Annotated in this window: 19 protein-coding genes, 1 tRNA gene and 1 pseudogene; 5 read left to right on the forward strand and 16 right to left on the reverse strand. The window is 54.4% G+C overall.

Annotated elements, in window-relative coordinates; genetic code table 11:
• Nucleotides 1–9 precede the first annotated feature (9 nt).
• Together MNU25_RS14175 and MNU25_RS14180 are read right to left on the reverse strand one after the other, a co-directional pair.
• A complete protein-coding gene (locus MNU25_RS14175) occupies nt 10–525 on the reverse strand; it encodes an exo-beta-N-acetylmuramidase NamZ domain-containing protein (protein ID WP_240985663.1) in 516 nt (171 codons plus the stop codon).
• Nucleotides 522–818, reverse strand: coding sequence for an Mrp/NBP35 family ATP-binding protein (locus MNU25_RS14180; RefSeq protein WP_240985664.1), 297 nt, complete (start codon nt 816–818; stop codon nt 522–524). The genes MNU25_RS14175 and MNU25_RS14180 overlap by 4 nt, the downstream gene beginning before the upstream one ends.
• Nucleotides 819–1181: 363 nt before the next feature.
• Here MNU25_RS14180 and MNU25_RS20575 point away from each other — a divergent pair.
• From MNU25_RS20575 to MNU25_RS14195, 3 genes and pseudogenes are all read left to right on the forward strand, one after another.
• Nucleotides 1182–1244, forward strand: a pseudogene (locus MNU25_RS20575) (helix-turn-helix domain-containing protein); the annotation flags it as partial.
• Nucleotides 1245–1265: 21 nt separating this feature from the next.
• Nucleotides 1266–1496, forward strand: a complete 231-nt coding sequence (locus tag MNU25_RS14190; RefSeq protein WP_240986865.1) for a type II toxin-antitoxin system HicB family antitoxin — start codon at nt 1266–1268, stop codon at nt 1494–1496.
• Between the two features lie 5 nt (nt 1497–1501).
• Nucleotides 1502–1723 (forward strand): type II toxin-antitoxin system HicA family toxin, encoded by a 222-nt coding sequence (locus MNU25_RS14195; protein ID WP_240986866.1) that lies wholly within the window; start codon nt 1502–1504, stop codon nt 1721–1723.
• Nucleotides 1724–2079: 356 nt separating this feature from the next.
• On the opposite strand, the gene MNU25_RS14200 is transcribed toward MNU25_RS14195, so the two are convergent.
• The 14 genes from MNU25_RS14200 to MNU25_RS14265 form a co-directional block, all read right to left on the reverse strand.
• Nucleotides 2080–2166, reverse strand: a tRNA-Leu gene (locus tag MNU25_RS14200).
• Nucleotides 2167–2191: 25 nt separating this feature from the next.
• The gene (locus MNU25_RS14205; protein ID WP_240985665.1) at nt 2192–3277 is read right to left on the reverse strand and encodes an acetyl-CoA carboxylase carboxyltransferase subunit alpha; all 1086 of its coding nucleotides are present in this window, start codon (nt 3275–3277) and stop codon (nt 2192–2194) included.
• Nucleotides 3255–4172, reverse strand: a complete 918-nt coding sequence (accD, locus tag MNU25_RS14210) for an acetyl-CoA carboxylase, carboxyltransferase subunit beta (protein ID WP_240985666.1) — start codon at nt 4170–4172, stop codon at nt 3255–3257. Before accD ends, MNU25_RS14205 begins: the two co-directional genes overlap by 23 nt.
• A gap of 2 nt (nt 4173–4174) precedes the next feature.
• The gene (locus MNU25_RS14215) at nt 4175–4375 is read right to left on the reverse strand and encodes a putative signal transducing protein (RefSeq protein WP_047829066.1); all 201 of its coding nucleotides are present in this window, start codon (nt 4373–4375) and stop codon (nt 4175–4177) included.
• Between the two features lie 54 nt (nt 4376–4429).
• Complete coding sequence (gene mtrB, locus MNU25_RS14220; protein ID WP_240986867.1) at nt 4430–4657, reverse strand: trp RNA-binding attenuation protein MtrB; 228 nt, start codon at nt 4655–4657, stop codon at nt 4430–4432.
• A 252-nt stretch (nt 4658–4909) separates the two neighbouring features.
• Nucleotides 4910–5410 (reverse strand): pantetheine-phosphate adenylyltransferase, encoded by a 501-nt coding sequence (gene coaD, locus MNU25_RS14225; RefSeq protein ID WP_240985667.1) that lies wholly within the window; start codon nt 5408–5410, stop codon nt 4910–4912.
• A 60-nt stretch (nt 5411–5470) separates the two neighbouring features.
• A complete protein-coding gene (locus tag MNU25_RS14230; protein ID WP_240985668.1) occupies nt 5471–9214 on the reverse strand; it encodes a DNA polymerase III subunit alpha in 3744 nt (1247 codons plus the stop codon).
• 325 nt (nt 9215–9539) lie between these two features.
• Nucleotides 9540–10856 carry a DRTGG domain-containing protein gene (locus MNU25_RS14235; RefSeq protein ID WP_240985669.1) on the reverse strand — a complete coding sequence of 439 codons (1317 nt, stop codon included), beginning with the start codon at nt 10854–10856 and terminating at the stop codon, nt 9540–9542.
• Nucleotides 10857–11028: 172 nt separating this feature from the next.
• Nucleotides 11029–11214, reverse strand: coding sequence for an alpha/beta-type small acid-soluble spore protein (locus MNU25_RS14240; RefSeq protein WP_240985670.1), 186 nt, complete (start codon nt 11212–11214; stop codon nt 11029–11031).
• Complete coding sequence (locus MNU25_RS14245; protein WP_240985671.1) at nt 11211–11354, reverse strand: cleavage protein; 144 nt, start codon at nt 11352–11354, stop codon at nt 11211–11213. The genes MNU25_RS14240 and MNU25_RS14245 overlap by 4 nt, the downstream gene beginning before the upstream one ends.
• Nucleotides 11355–11640: 286 nt before the next feature.
• Nucleotides 11641–12591: a glycosyl hydrolase family 18 protein gene (locus MNU25_RS14250; RefSeq protein WP_240985672.1), complete on the reverse strand. Its 951-nt coding sequence runs from the start codon at nt 12589–12591 to the stop codon at nt 11641–11643.
• 250 nt (nt 12592–12841) lie between these two features.
• Entirely contained in the window at nt 12842–13870 is a 1029-nt protein-coding gene (locus MNU25_RS14255; protein WP_240985673.1) for a glycosyltransferase family 4 protein, read from the reverse strand.
• Nucleotides 13871–13932: 62 nt separating this feature from the next.
• Complete coding sequence (locus tag MNU25_RS14260; protein ID WP_240985674.1) at nt 13933–14757, reverse strand: MTAP family purine nucleoside phosphorylase; 825 nt, start codon at nt 14755–14757, stop codon at nt 13933–13935.
• Nucleotides 14758–14999: 242 nt separating this feature from the next.
• A complete protein-coding gene (locus MNU25_RS14265) occupies nt 15000–15446 on the reverse strand; it encodes a tRNA (cytidine(34)-2'-O)-methyltransferase (protein ID WP_240986868.1) in 447 nt (148 codons plus the stop codon).
• A 335-nt stretch (nt 15447–15781) separates the two neighbouring features.
• Between MNU25_RS14265 and MNU25_RS14270 the strand changes: the two genes are divergently transcribed.
• Nucleotides 15782–16279 (forward strand): Lrp/AsnC family transcriptional regulator, encoded by a 498-nt coding sequence (locus tag MNU25_RS14270; protein WP_240985675.1) that lies wholly within the window; start codon nt 15782–15784, stop codon nt 16277–16279.
• Nucleotides 16276–17436 (forward strand): aminotransferase class I/II-fold pyridoxal phosphate-dependent enzyme, encoded by a 1161-nt coding sequence (locus MNU25_RS14275; RefSeq protein ID WP_240985676.1) that lies wholly within the window; start codon nt 16276–16278, stop codon nt 17434–17436. The genes MNU25_RS14270 and MNU25_RS14275 overlap by 4 nt, the downstream gene beginning before the upstream one ends.
• Nucleotides 17437–17504: the final 68 nt, after the last annotated feature.

A 17504-nucleotide genomic window follows, 5' to 3' on the forward strand; every position in this document is an offset into this window, starting at 1 on the left:
CCCTCCTTCCTAGTTTTTATAAATCTCGAACTGTCTGACTTCTCGATTGAAAGCCCCCAACTGTTCGGCAGACTCCATCAGGTAAGCCAGCGCGCGGCCCTGTTGGATAAACTCCCGCAGTTGGGACCCGCCGGCAAGCAAATCAATAAACGGACGACCCGGTCCGTCATTGTTCAGGAACTCAAAGCAACCGATATCATGAAGGTCGACGACCAGTACGTCTAGGTCCTCCAACATCTCGGGAGTCGGCTTCTTGTTCGGACCATACAAGCTGATTGCGGGCAGACCCGTCGCCTCGTCCACACTCGTATCCACCCTCTCCCCTTCCTGGGCACAGTTCTTTACGCCATGCTCGGGGCCGAAAAGCTTGCTCAGCCGCCATCCCGCGGACTCCTCCAAGATACGTTTTGCCGGCTGGAAGCCGGCATGCGTCACTGCGTAGTTCGCAACAAGACCGACCCTTTTTCCGTAAAGCAAATCCGCCCTCTTGCTGAGTAATTCCTCAATTCCCAATCGAACCATCATGCCCTCGCCTCTCTCGGCATTGGGCCAAAATCAGTGAGGGTGTTCACAATGACCCAAGCCGATCTTATCAGAAAGGCTTGCTTTGAGCAAGTTGTGGCGGCGCACTCGCCTCGGGACGCCTTGATGAATGCTAAAATAAGATGATCGGCAGCTGCGGCAAGATACTCCTGGTCCATATTTTCAATTTCTCCTCGGTCGCAGAGTTCAGCCACTCTGGGATCGATCGGCATTTTGCCCAGAACCTCCGTTCCCAGCTCAGCCGCAATCGTTTCAATATGACTTTCCCCAAACATCTTTCGTTATCTCATTACTCCCGACTCATTACACCCCACTTAAACTATTTCGTCTTCTGACTTTTCATCCTTTCCGGTTCCTGTTATTGGCATATGCTGCTAACGATTTTAGTCCCGTTTCGGACGTATGTCAATAACGTCAAAAATAATTTCCCCGCTTCGAGAATGGTCTTGAAAGACATTCTCGCCCTTAGGTCTCTATTAATTTCTAAATCAACGGATAGGAGGAGACCCTGTGCCGTTTCATTTGGTCCACTATGAAAACTAGTCATTGACAAAAACATGACACGCCAAGATCTACGAACCGCCTTAAACCTATCACCGTCGTGTTTGCTAAGATAAGTAAGGGGGAGTATACTTCACTTGAAGTTACTACATCGTCTCTGTGTTTTCCTAAACTGCCAACCGGGGGACCTATTGGAGTATGTACCAAAAGGGAGGATTCTAATGGAGCGGAAGTTTAATGTTGTCCTAAGCTGGGATGAAGAAGCTCAGGTTTACGTTGTAACGGTTCCAGTTTTGCCTGGTTGTGTTACTCAAGGCAAGGATAGGGAAGAAGCCCTAGAGCGTGCCGCAGAAGCTATTCAGGTCACTCTGGAGGGATTAGCCGCCACGGGACGACCAATTCCCAACGGAGCGGGAGAAGCCTTAATCAGCGAGGTTGTGGTATCTGCATGACTCGTATGCCAAGGGTGTCCGGAAAAGATGTTCTAGTAGCCCTAAAACGGGCTGGATTTACAGAGATCCGAGCTGTGGGTAGCCACCGGTACCTCAGCCACAAGGATGACCCTGCGCGTTGGGCGACAGTGGCTTATCATGGCAAGGAAACATTATCTCTGCAGGTTCTGTCAACGATTCTACAAACGGCAAAACTTTCCATAGATGAATTCATAGAGCTTCTTTGACCGTTGTGACGGCTTTGACCATCGCTAATCCCTACATCAAAACAAAGGGCCATAAGCAGATCAAAAAGGCGACTTCGGAAAGCTCCGAGCCGCCTCTTTTTCTCTGTAATTTAAATCTACTGAAGTTTCGCACCCTGCAAAGCCGCCTAAATCATGGGCAAAAACACCCTCGTGAGGCAAGTGAACTCGTTCAGCTTAAGCTGAACATCGGGACTGCGGTGGGGGAGTCTACCCCCACCGAAACGGGGTACGTAGGACCCACTCCCACTTGTAGAAGTGGGAGTCTTACGCTTTGGATAAAATCCGCATGAACACTGGGTTTCAAAAATAAAAAGGCCCGAAAGCCTTAGTATGCTTGGTGCCGAAGGCCGGGGTCGAACCGGCACGGTCGTAAAACCATCGGTTTTTGAGACCGACGCGTCTGCCAATTCCGCCACTTCGGCAACAGGTGACTCTGATATATTATCATTACTCCAAAGCTTCGTCAAGGCTTATTTCCGTTTTTTCATCCGCTTGACCCGGGTCAGCTGGGTTAGCCGGGTTAACCGGGTCAGCCCGGCTAGCAGGCCCGGCCCCACTTTCCCGGCTCCCGTTCTCAACTTCCGTTCGAAAAACACCGATCGCCCTCAGCTTTTCATAGCGTTCTTGCCGCAAAGCTTCAGGGCTCTCAGCCCTAAGGCGGAAGAGATGCTTGGCCAGAATCTTCGCCAGCTCTTCCGCGGTGCGCCTCGGATCCCGATGCGCTCCGCCCAAAGGCTCCCGGACAATTTCGTCGGCCACGCCGTATTTCAAGCAATCGACAGCCGTAAATTTGAGGGCCCCCGCGGCTTCCCGCGCTTTCGTCGAGTCCTTCCAGAGAATGGAGGCACAGCTTTCGGGCGAGATCACGGAATAAAAAGCGTACTCGAGCATCAAGACGACATTGCCGACTCCCAGAGCCAAAGCCCCGCCGCTCCCTCCTTCACCCAGGACTGTGGCCACGATGGGTACTTTTGCCTCTGACATCATGAGCAGACACCGGGCAATCGCTTCGCCCTGCCCCCGTTCTTCAGCTGCCAAATCGCAGGCGGCCCCCGGCGTATCAATAAAGGTCAAAATCGGCCGGCCAAACTTCTCCGCTTGTTCCATGAGGCGCAAGGCCTTGCGATATCCCTCTGGATGAGGCATGCCAAAATTGCGCTGCAGATTTTCTTTGGTATCTTTCCCTTTGCAATGGGCGACGACAGTAACCGGGACCCCCTTGAACCGCGCCAGTCCCCCCACAATGGCCCGGTCGTCGGCATAAAGCCGGTCTCCGCGCAGTTCGATGAAGTCCTCGAATAGCCAGGGAATATATTCATAGAAATTCGGTCGTTCCGGGTGACGGGCGATCTGTACCTTCTGCCAAGCGTCCAACTGGCCGTAGATTCTGCGTTTCAGCACGTTAGACTTGTGCTCCAGCGTCTGAATCTCCGTGGACAGATCAATCCCTTTTTCAGCCGAAAACTTCCGCAGCTCAGTGATTTTCTGTTCCAATTCCAACAGGGGTTTTTCAAACTCCAACAGTTGAGTCATAAATGGCCCCTTCCTGATGATAACGCAATAAGTTAGCCAGGACGGCGCGCATCCGACTGCGCTCGACCACTAAATCAATCTGACCGTGATCCTGATTGAATTCCGCCGTTTGCGCACCCCGGGGTAACTCCTGCCGAATGGTCTGTTTGATAACCCGCGGACCCGTGAACCCGATCAAAGCCCCGGGTTCCGCTATCATGATATCGCCCACGGAAGCGTAACTTGCGGTCACTCCCCCAAAAGTCGGATCGGTAAGCACAGAAATGTAAAGGAGCCGTGCTTCTGCCAGCCTCGCCAGAGCCGCGCAGGTCTTGGCCATTTGATAGAGGGAAAGAATACCCTCCTGCATGCGCGCGCCTCCTGAAGTGGAAAAGATTATCACCGGAAGACGCAGGGCAATCGCCCGCTCAACGGCACGGCTGATGCGCTCGCCCACCACGGAACCCATGCTGCCCATCATAAAGAAGCCTTCATTAAAAGCTAACACCACCGGCAGGCCCTCGATCAAGGCTCTGCCGGTGAGAACGCCCTCGGGCAGATGCGTTTTGGCCTGAGCCCCATCGATCTTCTCGGAGTAACCGGGAAATTCCAAAGGGTCCACCGTCCGCAGTTCCGCATCCCATTCCTCAAAGCCGGCCTCGTCCGCAATTAATGCCAGCCGCTCTCGGGCCGATATGCGGAAATGATAGCGGCAAGTAGTACAAACCCGTCCGTTTTTCTCCAAGTCTTTGTTAAAGAGAACTTCCCCGCACTTCGGGCACTTCACCCAAAGCCCGTCGGGAAGTTCTTTGCGGAGTTGCGCACCCTCTTGCCCATGTTCCGCCGGCAGCCGGTGCGGAGCGGGCACAGAGTTAAGCGTGACATATTTTGGCTTGCGAAATATGTCTTTGAACATACTTAATTCCCCATGGCACCGGTAATGATTTCATGGGCTTCTTCCGCTTCCGACTCGGGTACCAGTATCTCGACGGAAGCGTGATCACCGAGATGAGAGGAACCCACCTGCCGCAGCTGCACCAACATACCCTCGTCCGCAAGAACTTTCTTGTATTTCTCGGCGATCGCTTTGTTGGGAGCAATATAAATTACCGTCCACATCTGATTGAAAACCTCCTTGTAAAAGAGAAACATACCCTTGTGCCGAGGATATGTTTAGCCCGTGCTGATTTCTCCATGTTTCGTGTAGACAATGGCATGACCGCGAATCTTCATTGCCGAAGTATTTTCGGTAAACTGGGCAATCCAGAGCTCCCCTTTATCAAGCTTCTCGGAATGATGAAATTTTGTATCTTTGCCACGAGTCAGTCCGACAATCGTGACCCCATTTTCCATGGCCTTGACCACAATGTAGTCACCGCTCGAATCGTCGGGTTCAGCCATATTGAACACCTCGCCCTTGCTATATTCCACCGTGGGACCCCGCCCTCATCGTATTTCGCACCTAATTCCCTCTCCGACATCCCTCTTTAAACCATCCTGCCCACCCAAAAACCGCGTCTTACAGAATCGGGCAGACATAAATTACCTGCCCTCACACCCGGCAGGGTCAAGTTGTCTTGATAGCTCATAATACCATACCCTGGAATAATGTGCAAGAAAGCCGTTGGTCCGATTTGGCCTGATTCATCCGATTCAACCCGGCGCCGGCCGTTCCCGCGCATATTTTTCGATGAGAGCTTTTTCCACAACCGGCGGCACCAGGTCGGAAACAGCGCCGTTCAGACTGGCCGCCCATTTGATGGCACTGGAACTGATAAAAGAAAAATCGCTCTTGGTCATGAGGAACACGGTTTCTATATCCGGTGCCAACTTTTTGTTCATCAACGCTAACTGAAACTCATATTCGAAATCGGACATCGCTCTCAGGCCGCGAATAATGGCCACCGCTCCGCAGCGATGCGCAAATTCGACGGTCAATCCGTCGAAGGAGACCACCGTGACTGTGGGCATACCCGCCGTCACCTGATACAACAACTCCACTCGTTCTTTCAGAGTGAAAAGCGGAGATTTGTTGCTGTCAGACGCCACCGCGATTATGACGCGGTCGAAGACACTGATCGCCCTTTGCAGAATATCCAAATGTCCGTTTGTCACCGGGTCAAATGTTCCCGGGTAAATCGCCACTCGTACCAAATTAATCTCCTTTGCCCCTCTGCTTTTCTATCCCATGGCCCCGAAAATCCCCCGCCCCATCTAGCGCGCTTTCCAAGCGACATTCCCTTCGCCAAGGAGGTCTATAAGGTAACGCGTCAGATCGTTTTCGCGGCCGACCCAGTACTCCCTTTCCCCTTCCACTAATTTGCGCCGGTCCGCGAAGAAAAAATACACGGGATGAGGGCCTCTAAACCTCCTCAGGATTGGCAAAACCATTTGCAAGAGCGGACTTGTCTCCTCAGGCAACTGAATATAGAGTCTCTCCCGCCGGACCTCAGTTCCTCGCGGCGTCCCAACCCCCTGCTTGGAATCCGGGCTCAGCCGGGTTTCTGATCTTACCCGGGTTTCTGATCTTGACCCGGTTTCTGATCTTGACCCGGTTTCTGATCTTGACCCGGTTTCTGATCTTGACCCGGTTTGCGATTGTCGCAAGCTTTCGGCTCCCTGGGGTGCGCTTCCCTCCCGAATGCCGATTCCTGGCCTGATGCCGGGTTCCTCTCGCATCCCGGCTGCCTCTCGGACCCCGGCTTCCTCTCGCCTCCCCCCTCCTCTCGGTTCCCCCCGAGTCCCGGCCCTTCCCCAGCCCGGGCGGGGAACATACTTTTCCAGCGTCATAATCTGCTCGGCGAACACTCGCTTATCCTCATCCTGTATTACGTATCGTCCTTCCACCACGATCGCCTGGTCGTCACCCAACCCCTGCAATTGGGGATACACTCTGGGAAAGACTAGAACGGGAATAGAAGCGCTTAAGTCTTCCAGGACGAAACTGGCCATCAGTTCCCCCTTTTTGGTCACATTTTGCTTCAGTTCGGTCAAAAGTCCGCTTAGAGTTACCCTCCCTTCTTCTGCGCTTTCCAGACAGGTCAAAATATCTGACGTTCTAATGGCCGCCATGCGGTCGTTTACATCTGAGAGGGGGTGTCCGCTGAGGTAAAGGCCGAGATATTCTTTCTCCATAGCCAGGATCTCCCGCCGGGCAAAGTCCGGTATCTCCGGCAAAGGAACTTCTTCTGCTGTACTGTCCCCAAAATCGAAAAATGAGATTTGCCCGGATTCCCGGTCCTTTTGCCGCCGGTGCGCCAGCTCTAAAACCCCATCCAAGGCCGCCAGCCCTTGAGCGCGGCCACAGAGGGATTGGAAGGCCCCGGCCCGAATCAGACTTTCTAAGACCCGTTTGTTAAGAACCCTGCCGTCGACCCGCAAACAGAAATCCGCCAAAGAACGGAAAGGTCCCGCCTCCCGCGCTTCCAAGACCTTATCCACCACATTGAGTCCGACGTTGCGCACAGCTGCCAAGCCGAAACGAATCGCCCGCTCTTCCAAGGAGAAGCCTGTCCGGCTGAACTGTACATCGGGAGGCAGCACTTGAATCCCGTTGGCGCGCGCATCCTGTATATAGAAGGACACTTTTTCCGGAGACCCCATAACCGAGCTCAAGAGGGCCGCCATAAACTCCAAGGGATAGTGGGCTTTTAGATAAGCCGTCTGATAAGAAATGACGGCATAAGCCGTGGCATGTCCCTTGTTAAAACCATACTCAGCAAACTTGGCCATCAAGTCGAAGATCTCTTCCGCTTCCCGGCGATTTAGCCCCAGCCGCAAAGCTCCGGGAATCACCCAGCCTCCGGCCGCATCCTGAAGACCGTCAATAAAGTGGTGCCGCTCCTCCTCCATGATTTCTTTTTTCTTTTTCCCCATCGCCCTGCGCAGCAGATCCGCGCGTCCCAGCGAGTACCCGGCCAGGTCCCGGGCAATCTGCATCACCTGTTCCTGATAGACGATAATGCCATAGGTCGATTTGAGAATTGGTTCCAGTTGGGGGTGAAGGTAACTGGTCTTTCCCCCATGCTTGCGCCGGATAAACTCCGGTATTTGTTCCATGGGTCCCGGCCGGTAAAGAGCCTGAACGGCAATGATATCCTCAAAACAAGACGGCTTCAGTTCTTTCAGGAGGGTCCTCATACCGCTGCTTTCAAATTGAAAAATCCCTGTGGTGTTCCCGGAGGAGAGGAGACGGTAGGTTTCTTCGTCGTTCAAGGCCAGGTGTTCCAAGTCCAGTTCAATTCCCCGCGTCTCCTTAATCCGCCGGACACTTTCCTGCAGGACCGTCAGGTTGCGCAAGCCCAGAAAATCCATTTTCAGAAGACCGATTTCCTCCACCGTCTTCATGGGAAACTGAGTCATGAGGAGGCCGTCCGGCATTTTTTGCAAGGGCAGGTAGTTAGTAAGGGACTCCTTGGCTATTACGACCCCTGCGGCATGGGTTGAAGCGTGCCGGGGCATGCCTTCCAAAGCCCGGGCCAATTCCATCAGCCGGTGCACATCCTCATCCTCAGCCGCCATCCGGCTCAAGTCGGGCGAAAGGACCAAGGCTCTTTCCAGAGTCATGCCCGGATCGGTAGGAATAGCTTTGGCCACTCTGTCCACTTTTCCCAACGACAGTCCTAAAACGCGCCCCACATCCCGTACGGCCGCTTTCGCCCCCAGCGTGCCGAAGGTGATGATTTGACAGACCTTGTCGGCGCCGTACTTTTCGGTTACATAGCGGATCACGCGCTCCCGCCCGTCCGGGTCGAAATCAATATCGATATCCGGCATGCTCACGCGTTCGGGATTGAGAAACCGTTCGAAAAGTAATTCATGTTGCAGGGGCTCCACCGCCGTAATCCCCAGCAGGTAAGCGACCATGCTGGCCGCCGCCGAACCCCGTCCGGGTCCCACAGCCACTCCCTGACTCCGGGCATAACGGCAAAAGTCCGCGACGATGAGAAAATAGCCGGAAAAACCCGTCTGTTCGATCACCCCTAACTCATACTCCAAGCGTTCGCGTTCCTCCCCGGACCCCCGGGGATAAAAACGGGTAAAAGCCTCATGGCACTCTTCCCTCAAATAGCTGTTCAGGTCATACCCCTCAGGCACTTGAAAGTCCGGCAAATAGTGCTCCCCAAACCGGAAATCCACTTGACAACGTTCGGCAATCTTCAGCGTATTCTCCAGAAGTTCCGAGTGTTCGCCAAAGAGAAGGCTCATTTCCCGGCCCGACTTTAAAAACATTTCTTGGCTGGAAAAAGTCAGCCGTGCCGTATCCGCCAGGGTCTTCCCCGTTTGGATACACACCAAAGCGTCTTGAACAAAGGCATCCTCGCGTTCCACATAATGCACATCATTCGTAGCCACCACGGGAATGCCCGTCTTTTCATGGATCTCCCAGAGTCCCCTGTTGACCTTGCGCTGATCGCTCAGGCCGTGGTCGTGAAACTCCAGGAAGAAATTACCGCGGCCGAAGATCCCTTCATATTCCAGGGCCGCCCGGTACGCGGCCTCCGGTCGGTCCTGCAGGATCTCCTCGGCGATCTCTCCCGCCAGGCAGGCACTCAGCCCGATCAGCCCCCGGGCGTGCTCCCGCAAAAGGTCCTTGTCCACCCGCGGTTTATAGTAGAATCCTTCAATAAAAGCCAAAGACACCAAGCGCACCAAATTGCGATACCCCTGTTCGTTCTCCGCCAAGAGCACTAAATGATTATTGCGCTCATCCCGTCCGGGGGTCCTATCGGTCCGCCGGAAAGGAGCAACATACACCTCACAGCCGATAATCGGCTTGATTCCCGCTTTCCGGCAGGCTTTGTAAAAATCAATGACTCCGTACATGGCACCGTGGTCGGTGACAGCCAGGGCAGGCATACCCAAATCCTTGGCCCGGGCCGCCACCTTGTCAATGCGGGCGGCCCCGTCCAACAAACTGTATTCCGTATGGACATGGAGGTGAACGAATTCATTCACACTTTTCACCCTCCGCTCAATCTCCGTTCCTCCTAACTATCCCATAATTTACCCCGGCATGCAAGCGCGATCAACCCATACAAAGGCCAAAGGTTTCCCTTAGGCAGACCTGTACACAGTCCCCCCTATTCTTTGTCTCATGAGCGCTTCCGTGGCGGCCCGCTCCTCCGGGAAACCGACTCTCTCGGAGAGCTCAATCCCCCGAAGAGCGAAATCGCGCAGCGGCATACTTCCCCGGGGCGGCTGACTTCGGCGGAACCGCTCTTACCCGAGCCGTAAACCTCTCCGACCCGACTGCATCCTTACTCGATCAGCCGATAAACTCTCAGGCCAGTTTTTTGTCCCCGATGCGGGCAGTCATCAGCCCCTTAGCCAATAGAGTTCCTTCCCCGTTTACCACTTCAATTTCAATATTGCAATGTTTCTTGGCCACCAGGAGGAGCTTTCCTGAAATCCGGATTTGGGTCCCGACTTCCACCGGCTGCAGTTGATAAAGGGTGAAGTTTTCCGTAATCGCGTCCAGGCGGTATTGTTTGCGCAGGGCTATGTAGCCGACCATATTCATCACTGTCACGAGAACCCCGCAACTCATAGAGCCGAATTCGTTCACCATAAAGCGGGTAATCTCACCTTCAATTGTCAGGTGATTCTGATCCTCCACATAACGAAAGCCGCTTAGAATCAAGTTATCGACCGTCTCCCCGAACTGCGGCTGTTTCTGCACCTGTTGATAGGCCTCTATCACATCCTGCAGACTGAGGATCCCGACCAGTTTTCCCCGTTCGACCACAACCGCTATTTCCCAACCTTCCCAGACCATGATCCGGGAAATGTGCGTGACCGAATCATCCCGCCCGACACAAAAAGGTTTGGCATTCATCACTTCCGTCACCGGGGTTGCCCACTCAGCCCCCGCCACTTCCACCGCCGTGATCAAGCCGATGACTTCCATCTCCTCATTCACTACCGGAAAGCGGCTGTGTCCGGTTTGGGACGAAAGTTGATGCCAGTCCCCCACCGTCATTTCATCGGTGACATAAATGACATCCCCGACCATGACGTCTTCTACAAGAATAAGTTCTTTCTCAATGAGACGGTCGTAAAGGGCGCGGTTGATCATGGTCGTCACAGCGAAGGTATCATAGGGAGACTGGATGACGACCAGCCCTTTTGCACGGGCCAGTTCCAAAATGTCCTCTTCCGGTTCCAAACCTCCCGTGATCAGGAGGGATGCTCCGTATTCCAAAGTCAATTTCTGCGCATCGTGGCGATTGCCCACAATACACAAGGAATCTTCCTCCAGATAGCGCTTCATGGCCTCCAGTTCCATGGCCGCGATCAGAAACTTATTGGGCGACTGGTTCAGGCGTTCGGCTCCGCAAGAGACAATCCCTTCCACGATCTGAGAGACCTCGTGCAGGGTCAGATCCTCGATCTGGCGCTCTTTCACTCCTTCGATGCGAATCGTACCGACTTTGGGAATGGAGCGCACAAACCCTTTGGTCTCCGCCTCTTTGATCGCCCGGTAAGCCGTACCCTCGCTGACATCCAGCTCTTTTGCGATAAAACGCACAGAAACCTTGCTGCCAATACCCAAGTTTTCAATAAAGCTCAAAATCTGCTGATGCTTTGTTTGGCTCAAAAGTAACGCTCCCCACCATATTTTATGGATTCGGGCCCGGCCGGGCGGACGGATCCAGCTTCTGGCCGGCCCCGCTCCCCAGCCGCTCGCCTGACCGTATTATATCACACTCGACAGAATTCCACACTTGACAGGATCTTGCCCCCATCCGCTCAGCCATTACACGGTTCTTTTAACCTCTGTTGTCATGGCGGCGCCGCTGAGCCATGAGTCCGCCGATTCTTCCCGCCTCCTTGGCGCTCAGGGAATCCCAGCCCTTCGACTGGGCCTGTTCCAATAGCCCCAGTTCGGCGGCGATCTCCATCTTGAGTGGTTCCAAGGGGTCAATTCTTTTCAAGCGCGGCTTTTTCTCTTTCATCGGTTGGCACCTCCGTGGTAGCTCTGAATATCTTTTTCAAAGAATGGGCAAACGGGTTCATGTTCACCCAAGCGGTATTCCAAACGGCAGCGGCCGTCTATGGCATAAAGGCATCCGGCTTGGCATAATTTCCGCGTCATGTCTTCATCTCCTCAGCTAAAGTCTTGCCTATTTGCGAAAAAATTATCCCGCCGGATGAATCCAGCGGGATAACAAGGCAATTTCGCAAAATGACCCCATGTTTAGCAATTTCCCATGCAGAGCGAATCGATCTTTTCGCAGAGCGGTCAAGACTTTTACCTCTCGGAGAACTGGGCGGCACGGGGGGCGACAATGTCCGCGCAGCCAAAGGCCGGAGGCTGGGGTTAGGGGTTAGGGGTTAGCGGTTAAGGGTTAGGGGTTAGGGGTTAGGAGTCAGGAGTAAAATCAGACGTACCTGCGCAAGACCTCCCAGAACTCAGGGTAGCTTAGGTCGAGGTCCCAAATGGCCACTCCCGCCAACCCCCTGTCCTGCGCGAGGTCCAACTTTTCCCCGGTGCTTCTGGGATCCTCGAAATATACCGTATGCCTGACCCCCGTCGTCTCGTAGGTAAAATAAGTGCTGTGCTGCTGGGCATCCCAATGCAGGGGCGCTCTATACCGACCGGCGATCTCGAGTGCCCGCCGATAGCTCAGGGCCCGCGCCCCGCCCCTTTCCGACCAATCGTAGCCGTAAAGTCCCAAGCCGAGGAATATTTTATCTGCCGGCATATTCTCCAAAGCGTAATCTACGACCGCCGTCACCCAGGGCAGCGAGGCCACCGATCCCGGCGGGCTTCCGGGCCAATGCTCCTCATAAGCCATAACAATCACCGCGTTCATGTTCTGACTGATCGAAGTGTAGTCAAAAACGCCTGACCACGCCTTTTGCGGCTCATCAGAAGTCTTAGCCGGCACATTGAGGGTTACCGCCAACTTCTCACGCTGGAATCTTTGACCCCAATCGTTGAGGAAACGGGTAAACAGCGCTCTGTCCTCGGAACGAGCCCTTTCCAAGTCCAGGTTGACCCCGTAGCAGTGCATGCTTAGGACACTGTTGCGAATATTCTGCCAAACTAGATCCGAAAACGCAGAATCTCGCATTAGCCGGCTGAGCACAGGGACGGAAAACTGCCCTTGTCTCCCAATATTGCTGAAAACAGGCAATACTTTCACACCCATATGGTGTGCCTCCTGGATCAAAACTGGGCTTACTCTCCCGTTTAACTGCCCGTTACTCTCTATTCCGATTTGGAACACCGCTAAGTAAGTCAAAAGGCTGCCATAACGCTCCAAATACCCAAATCCTCCCGCCCGCTCATCAAGGCCGTTGTAAAAAGCCAAAGCTTTCAATGCCACGGCGCTCCCCCCTTCCGCCTTATGATATGCGGAAGTAAAGCAAACGGGCACAACCCAAAAAAGCACAAGCGACAAGAGCCCAACCCAGGCACGGACCGCGAAAACCTCAAGCGTCAAGTATATTCTCTAGATCCCGGGATTTTGGCCCCTAGTTAACCCCATGGCCGGCATCTCTGTCCGACCGCAAACCCCTGATGCCCCGGCAACGTTTACAAGCCTAAGTCTCAACGCAAGCGACCGCTCAGGCAGGTCATTTCGAATGCCGGCGGCTAAACGCCAACAGCACGGCGGTTCGCCGGAACAAGATCACCAAGAGAAGGGCAAAATCCGCTACGAGCAAGGCAGCCGCCCAAACCCAGTACCCGGTCGCCCCCAGGACAGCCGTCAGGCCAAAGCAGGCACTGATTCCATACATGAGCAGCACCGCTTGCCGCTGCGTAAGTCCCGCGTCCAAGAGGCGGTGGTGCAAGTGCCCGCGATCGGCGGAGGCAATGGGAGAGCCCCGCAGTTTGCGCCGGACGATAGCAAACGTGAGATCGGCCAAAGGCATACCCAAAACCAGGAGAGGAAAGACCAAACCCAGGATCGTTGCGGTCTTCAAGAGCCCGGCAATCGAGATCCCGCCGATCATGTAGCCCATGAACATACTGCCGGAATCTCCCATGAAGACCCGAGCCGGGTGAAAATTAAAGAAGAGGAAACCCAAAGCGGCTCCGGCCAAAGCCAAAGTCCAGTGGGCGGCCGGAACCTGATGTATGCGGCTGGCCGACCAAAAGAGCAAGAGCGCCGCTTCGAAACAGATGCCCGCAGCCAAGCCGTCCAAACCGTCCGAGATATTCACGGTGTTCACAAGACCCACGACCCAAAAGACCACCAGCACCAAGCCCAAGCCACCCAGGCTCAGGCTGCGGACCAAGGGCAGGGAAATCTGGTCCATGGAAAAACCGAAAAAAAGGAGAATGGCCGCGGCCGCAATCTGCCAGATAAGTTTCACCAGCGGCCTCATGCCTCGCACATCATCCCAAATTCCGACGGCCAAAATGAGACTGCTGCCCAGAAAGAGCCCTGACAGCGTCTGATCCCATTTTTGAGTCACTGCCGCCGTCAACCAAAAAGCCACATAGATGGCCACGCCCCCCAGGCGGGGAATGGGGTGCTTGTGCACCCGGCGCGCGCCCGGATAATCAATGGCCCCCCATCTTTTCGCCAGGAGGATGGATAAAGGTGTGGCAACTACCGCCAAGAACAAAGCCAGGGCAAAAGTCAGCCAATAAGACATACCGCTCTCCTTAAAGTATCATCTTCAAGTTTCATTAAACTATGGTGGTTTTCCTTGAAGTATTATTCCTTGTGGTCCCGCAGCATGGTCTGCTGCCGCAAATCCAGGCAGGCACAGGAGAATTCCGGCGGGATCCGAGTCACGGCCCGGAGCAAAGTCCGGCCGGCCCACTTCGCTTCATTATAAAAGATGTCCGCCAGTTCCTCATGTTTCCAATCTTCGACGATTCCCTCAGCGAAATTGACCACGAGTTGAATCGAGGCATAGTGAGCCCCGATCTCCCGCGCCAAATACACCTCAGGGCACAAAGACTGCCCGACGACATCGGCTCCTAATTGTTTCAGCATCCGTACCTCGGCCGGGCTCTCAAAATGCCTGCCATCCGTACAGGCGTACACCCCACGGCGAAACACATAACCCGGAGGAGTGTTTTCCCTGATGCCGGCATAAAGTGCGTCAGACAAGTCCGGACAAATCGGCTGGCGCATAGTCAAAAGGTAAGGCAGCCCCAAGGAAACGTCTTTGCGTAATGAGAAATCCAGGTAATCATCCGGGAGCACAATATCCCTAGGCTTCAGGAGATGGTTGACGGCACCGACTCCCCCCTCGGTCAAGACATAACGCACACCACTCCCGTGAAAAACCCAAAAGATCTGCCTTGAGGCGTCGGCCCGGCTCACTCCTTCCCTCCACCCGTGCATACGGCAGGTGAGAATCTCTTTGCCCGCATAGCTGAAATGAACAAACTCCGGCGAGTCTCCGAAAGGCGTGGGAATGACCAGCTTCTCGGCTTTCATCTCGACCCCCGGCTCCTTTAAATCTTCGGGAAAAGAAATGGCATTCGTACTTGAACCCGCAATGATCCCCACATCAATTCTTGGCAGCACCGTTAAAACCCCCCTGTTCACCAAGAGCACACCCGCCACAATCCCGGTGCGAAAACCGCACAAAATCGACCCCAGCCGCAACCCGGCCTGTCAAAATTTCCATAGAGAGCCCTCCGCACCCCGACTGCGGGCGTCGCCCCAAACCAAAACTCCGAACCAAACCAAAAGCTTCGCACTGCACCCGGACTGCAGGCTTCGCACTTAACCCCGACTCCGCACCGGAGCCTGAGTATTCCGCCCGCCTATTCCAGCCCCGGAAAACCCCACTGCCGCAAGGCCTCGTAGACCACCACGGCCACCGAATTGGCAAGATTAAGCGAGCGTGCTCCGTGAATCATCGGCAGTCTCATCACCGTCTCCGGATAGCGGGCCAGGATTTCCGGGGCCAACCCCTTCGTTTCTTTTCCGAATAACAAATAGCTTCCGGGTTCAAAATGCATCTCGGAATAGGCCTGCTTCGCTTTGGTTGTAGCCAGATAACGGCGACCCGACGGATTCTCTTGTTCAAATTCGGCAAAGTCTTCATATACGTGAACATCAAGCAAATGCCAATAATCAAGCCCGGCTCTTTTTAATTGCCGGTCACTGATGCTGAAACCCAACGGTTTAACCAGATGAAGCGACGCGCCCGTCGCGGCACAGAGCCTGGCAACATTTCCCGTGTTGGGTGGAATTTCCGGTTCCACCATCACCACATGCAAGGCCTTCGTCAAAATATCCCCTCACTATCAAATTGTCTGTCCCTATTATAACCTGAAAATGAGGGGAAACCCAAATAATTGTGCCGACACCAGGCGATATTTTGCCGGTGCCCGTGGATATTCGCCTCTTTTTTTGCTAGAGTAGAAGGGTCACCGGCCGTACCCCCACCCCGAATAAGATCCCGAATTCGTTCTTTCCGTTGGCCGGAAGCGCCAGACCCAGAAGATCAGACGGGACACTCTTGTTCTATCACAGGTACCTATGCTATTATGTTGTTATGCAAGACGCATATCCTGCTTAAATTTCAAAAGGAGGGCTAACCATGCTTTCAGAACCGGACCGGCGCCTGCTCAAACTGTTGGAACAGGATTGCCGTTTGACGCCACAAGAGCTCTCCATTCAGACGGGCCTAAGTGTGGAACATATTACGACCCGCATTCACGAATGGGAAAAAGAGAAGGTCATTGTCCAATACCGTCCTTTAATCAATTGGGATCGCACCGGGGATGAAAAAGTCTCCGCCCTCATCGATGTCAAAGTCCTGCCCCAACGCGGATTCGGTTTTGACAAGATCGCCCGGCGCCTGCAAAAATTCGCCGAGATTAAAGCAGTTTATCTCATATCCGGCGGATACGACCTCTCTCTCCTCATTGAGGGCCGTACCATGCAGGAAGTGGCGCTCTTTGTCGCGGAAAAACTTGCCCCTCTCGAACATATACAGAGCACGGCTACCCATTTTGTCCTGCGCCGCTATAAGCAGGATGGGGTTGAACTCACCGGGGGAGACGAGACGCCTCAACGTCTCATGGTTTCACCGTGAGACACTATCTCAACTCTACCGTAGCGAACCTGCCGCCTTCCGGCATCCGTAAGTTTTTCGACCTCGTCGCCACCATGGAGGGTATTATCTCCCTGGGTGTCGGGGAACCGGATTTTGTCACTCCCTGGACGGTTCGGGAAAGCGGGATCTTCTCCTTGGAGCAAGGGCAGACCATGTATACCAGTAATGCCGGTCTTCTTGAACTCAGGCAGGAGTTGACCCAGCATTTGGCCAAAACTCAGGGGATGCTCTACAATCCCGAAACGGAAATTCTCGTGACGGTGGGCGCCAGCGAAGCGGTGGACCTAGCCATGCGCGCCCTGCTCTCACCCGGGGACATCGTGCTGGTTCCCGACCCTTCCTATGTCTCCTACGGTCCCTGTGCTATCTTGGCAGGAGCCGGTGTTCGCTATGTCCCTACCCGGGCCGATCAGGATTTTCGTTTGCGGGTCGAGGATTTGCAGCGGGTCTATTCACCAGAGGCCAAACTTCTCGTCCTATCTTACCCCAACAATCCCACGGGAGCGATCATGACCCGGGAGGATCTCTTGCCCATCGCCCAATTCGCGGCCGAACATGACCTCTTGATCCTCTCCGATGAGATCTACTCGGATCTCACTTACCAAGGGACCCATACCGCCTTCGCCGCTCTTCCCGGCATGCGCGACCGGACCTTGCATCTAAGCGGCTTCTCCAAATCCTACGCCATGACGGGTTGGCGCATCGGCTATGCGGCCGGTCAGTCCGACCTAATTCAAGCCATGACGCGCATTCACCAATACACCATCCTTTGCGCTCCGATCACGGCCCAGGTAGCCGCCATTGAAGCTTTACGCGCAGCCGAACAAGCTAAACGGGAGATGGTGGAAACCTATGACCACCGGCGGCGGCTCATGGTACACGGTCTGCGGGAGATGGGCTTATCCTGTTTTGAGCCTCTCGGCGCCTTCTATGTTTTCCCGGACATCACGGCAACCCGCCTCTCGGCGGAAGATTTTGCCGAGCAACTCCTGCGCGAGGAAAAAGTCGCCGTCGTACCCGGAACGGCTTTCGGACCATCCGGGGAGGGACACGTCCGTTGCTCCTACGCTTATTCGACCGAACAATTGGAAGAAGCCCTGGAGCGGATTTCCCGTTTCGTCAAGCGCCGGCTCTAGCGGCACCCGCACAGTTCCTTTTCTTCGGGCTGCCTGTCCCTGTGCCATACTCTTTCGGCTTGGGTTCT

The sequence above is a fragment of the Acididesulfobacillus acetoxydans genome (assembly GCF_902729405.1).
GTDB lineage: Bacteria > Bacillota > Desulfitobacteriia > Desulfitobacteriales > Desulfitobacteriaceae > Acididesulfobacillus > Acididesulfobacillus acetoxydans.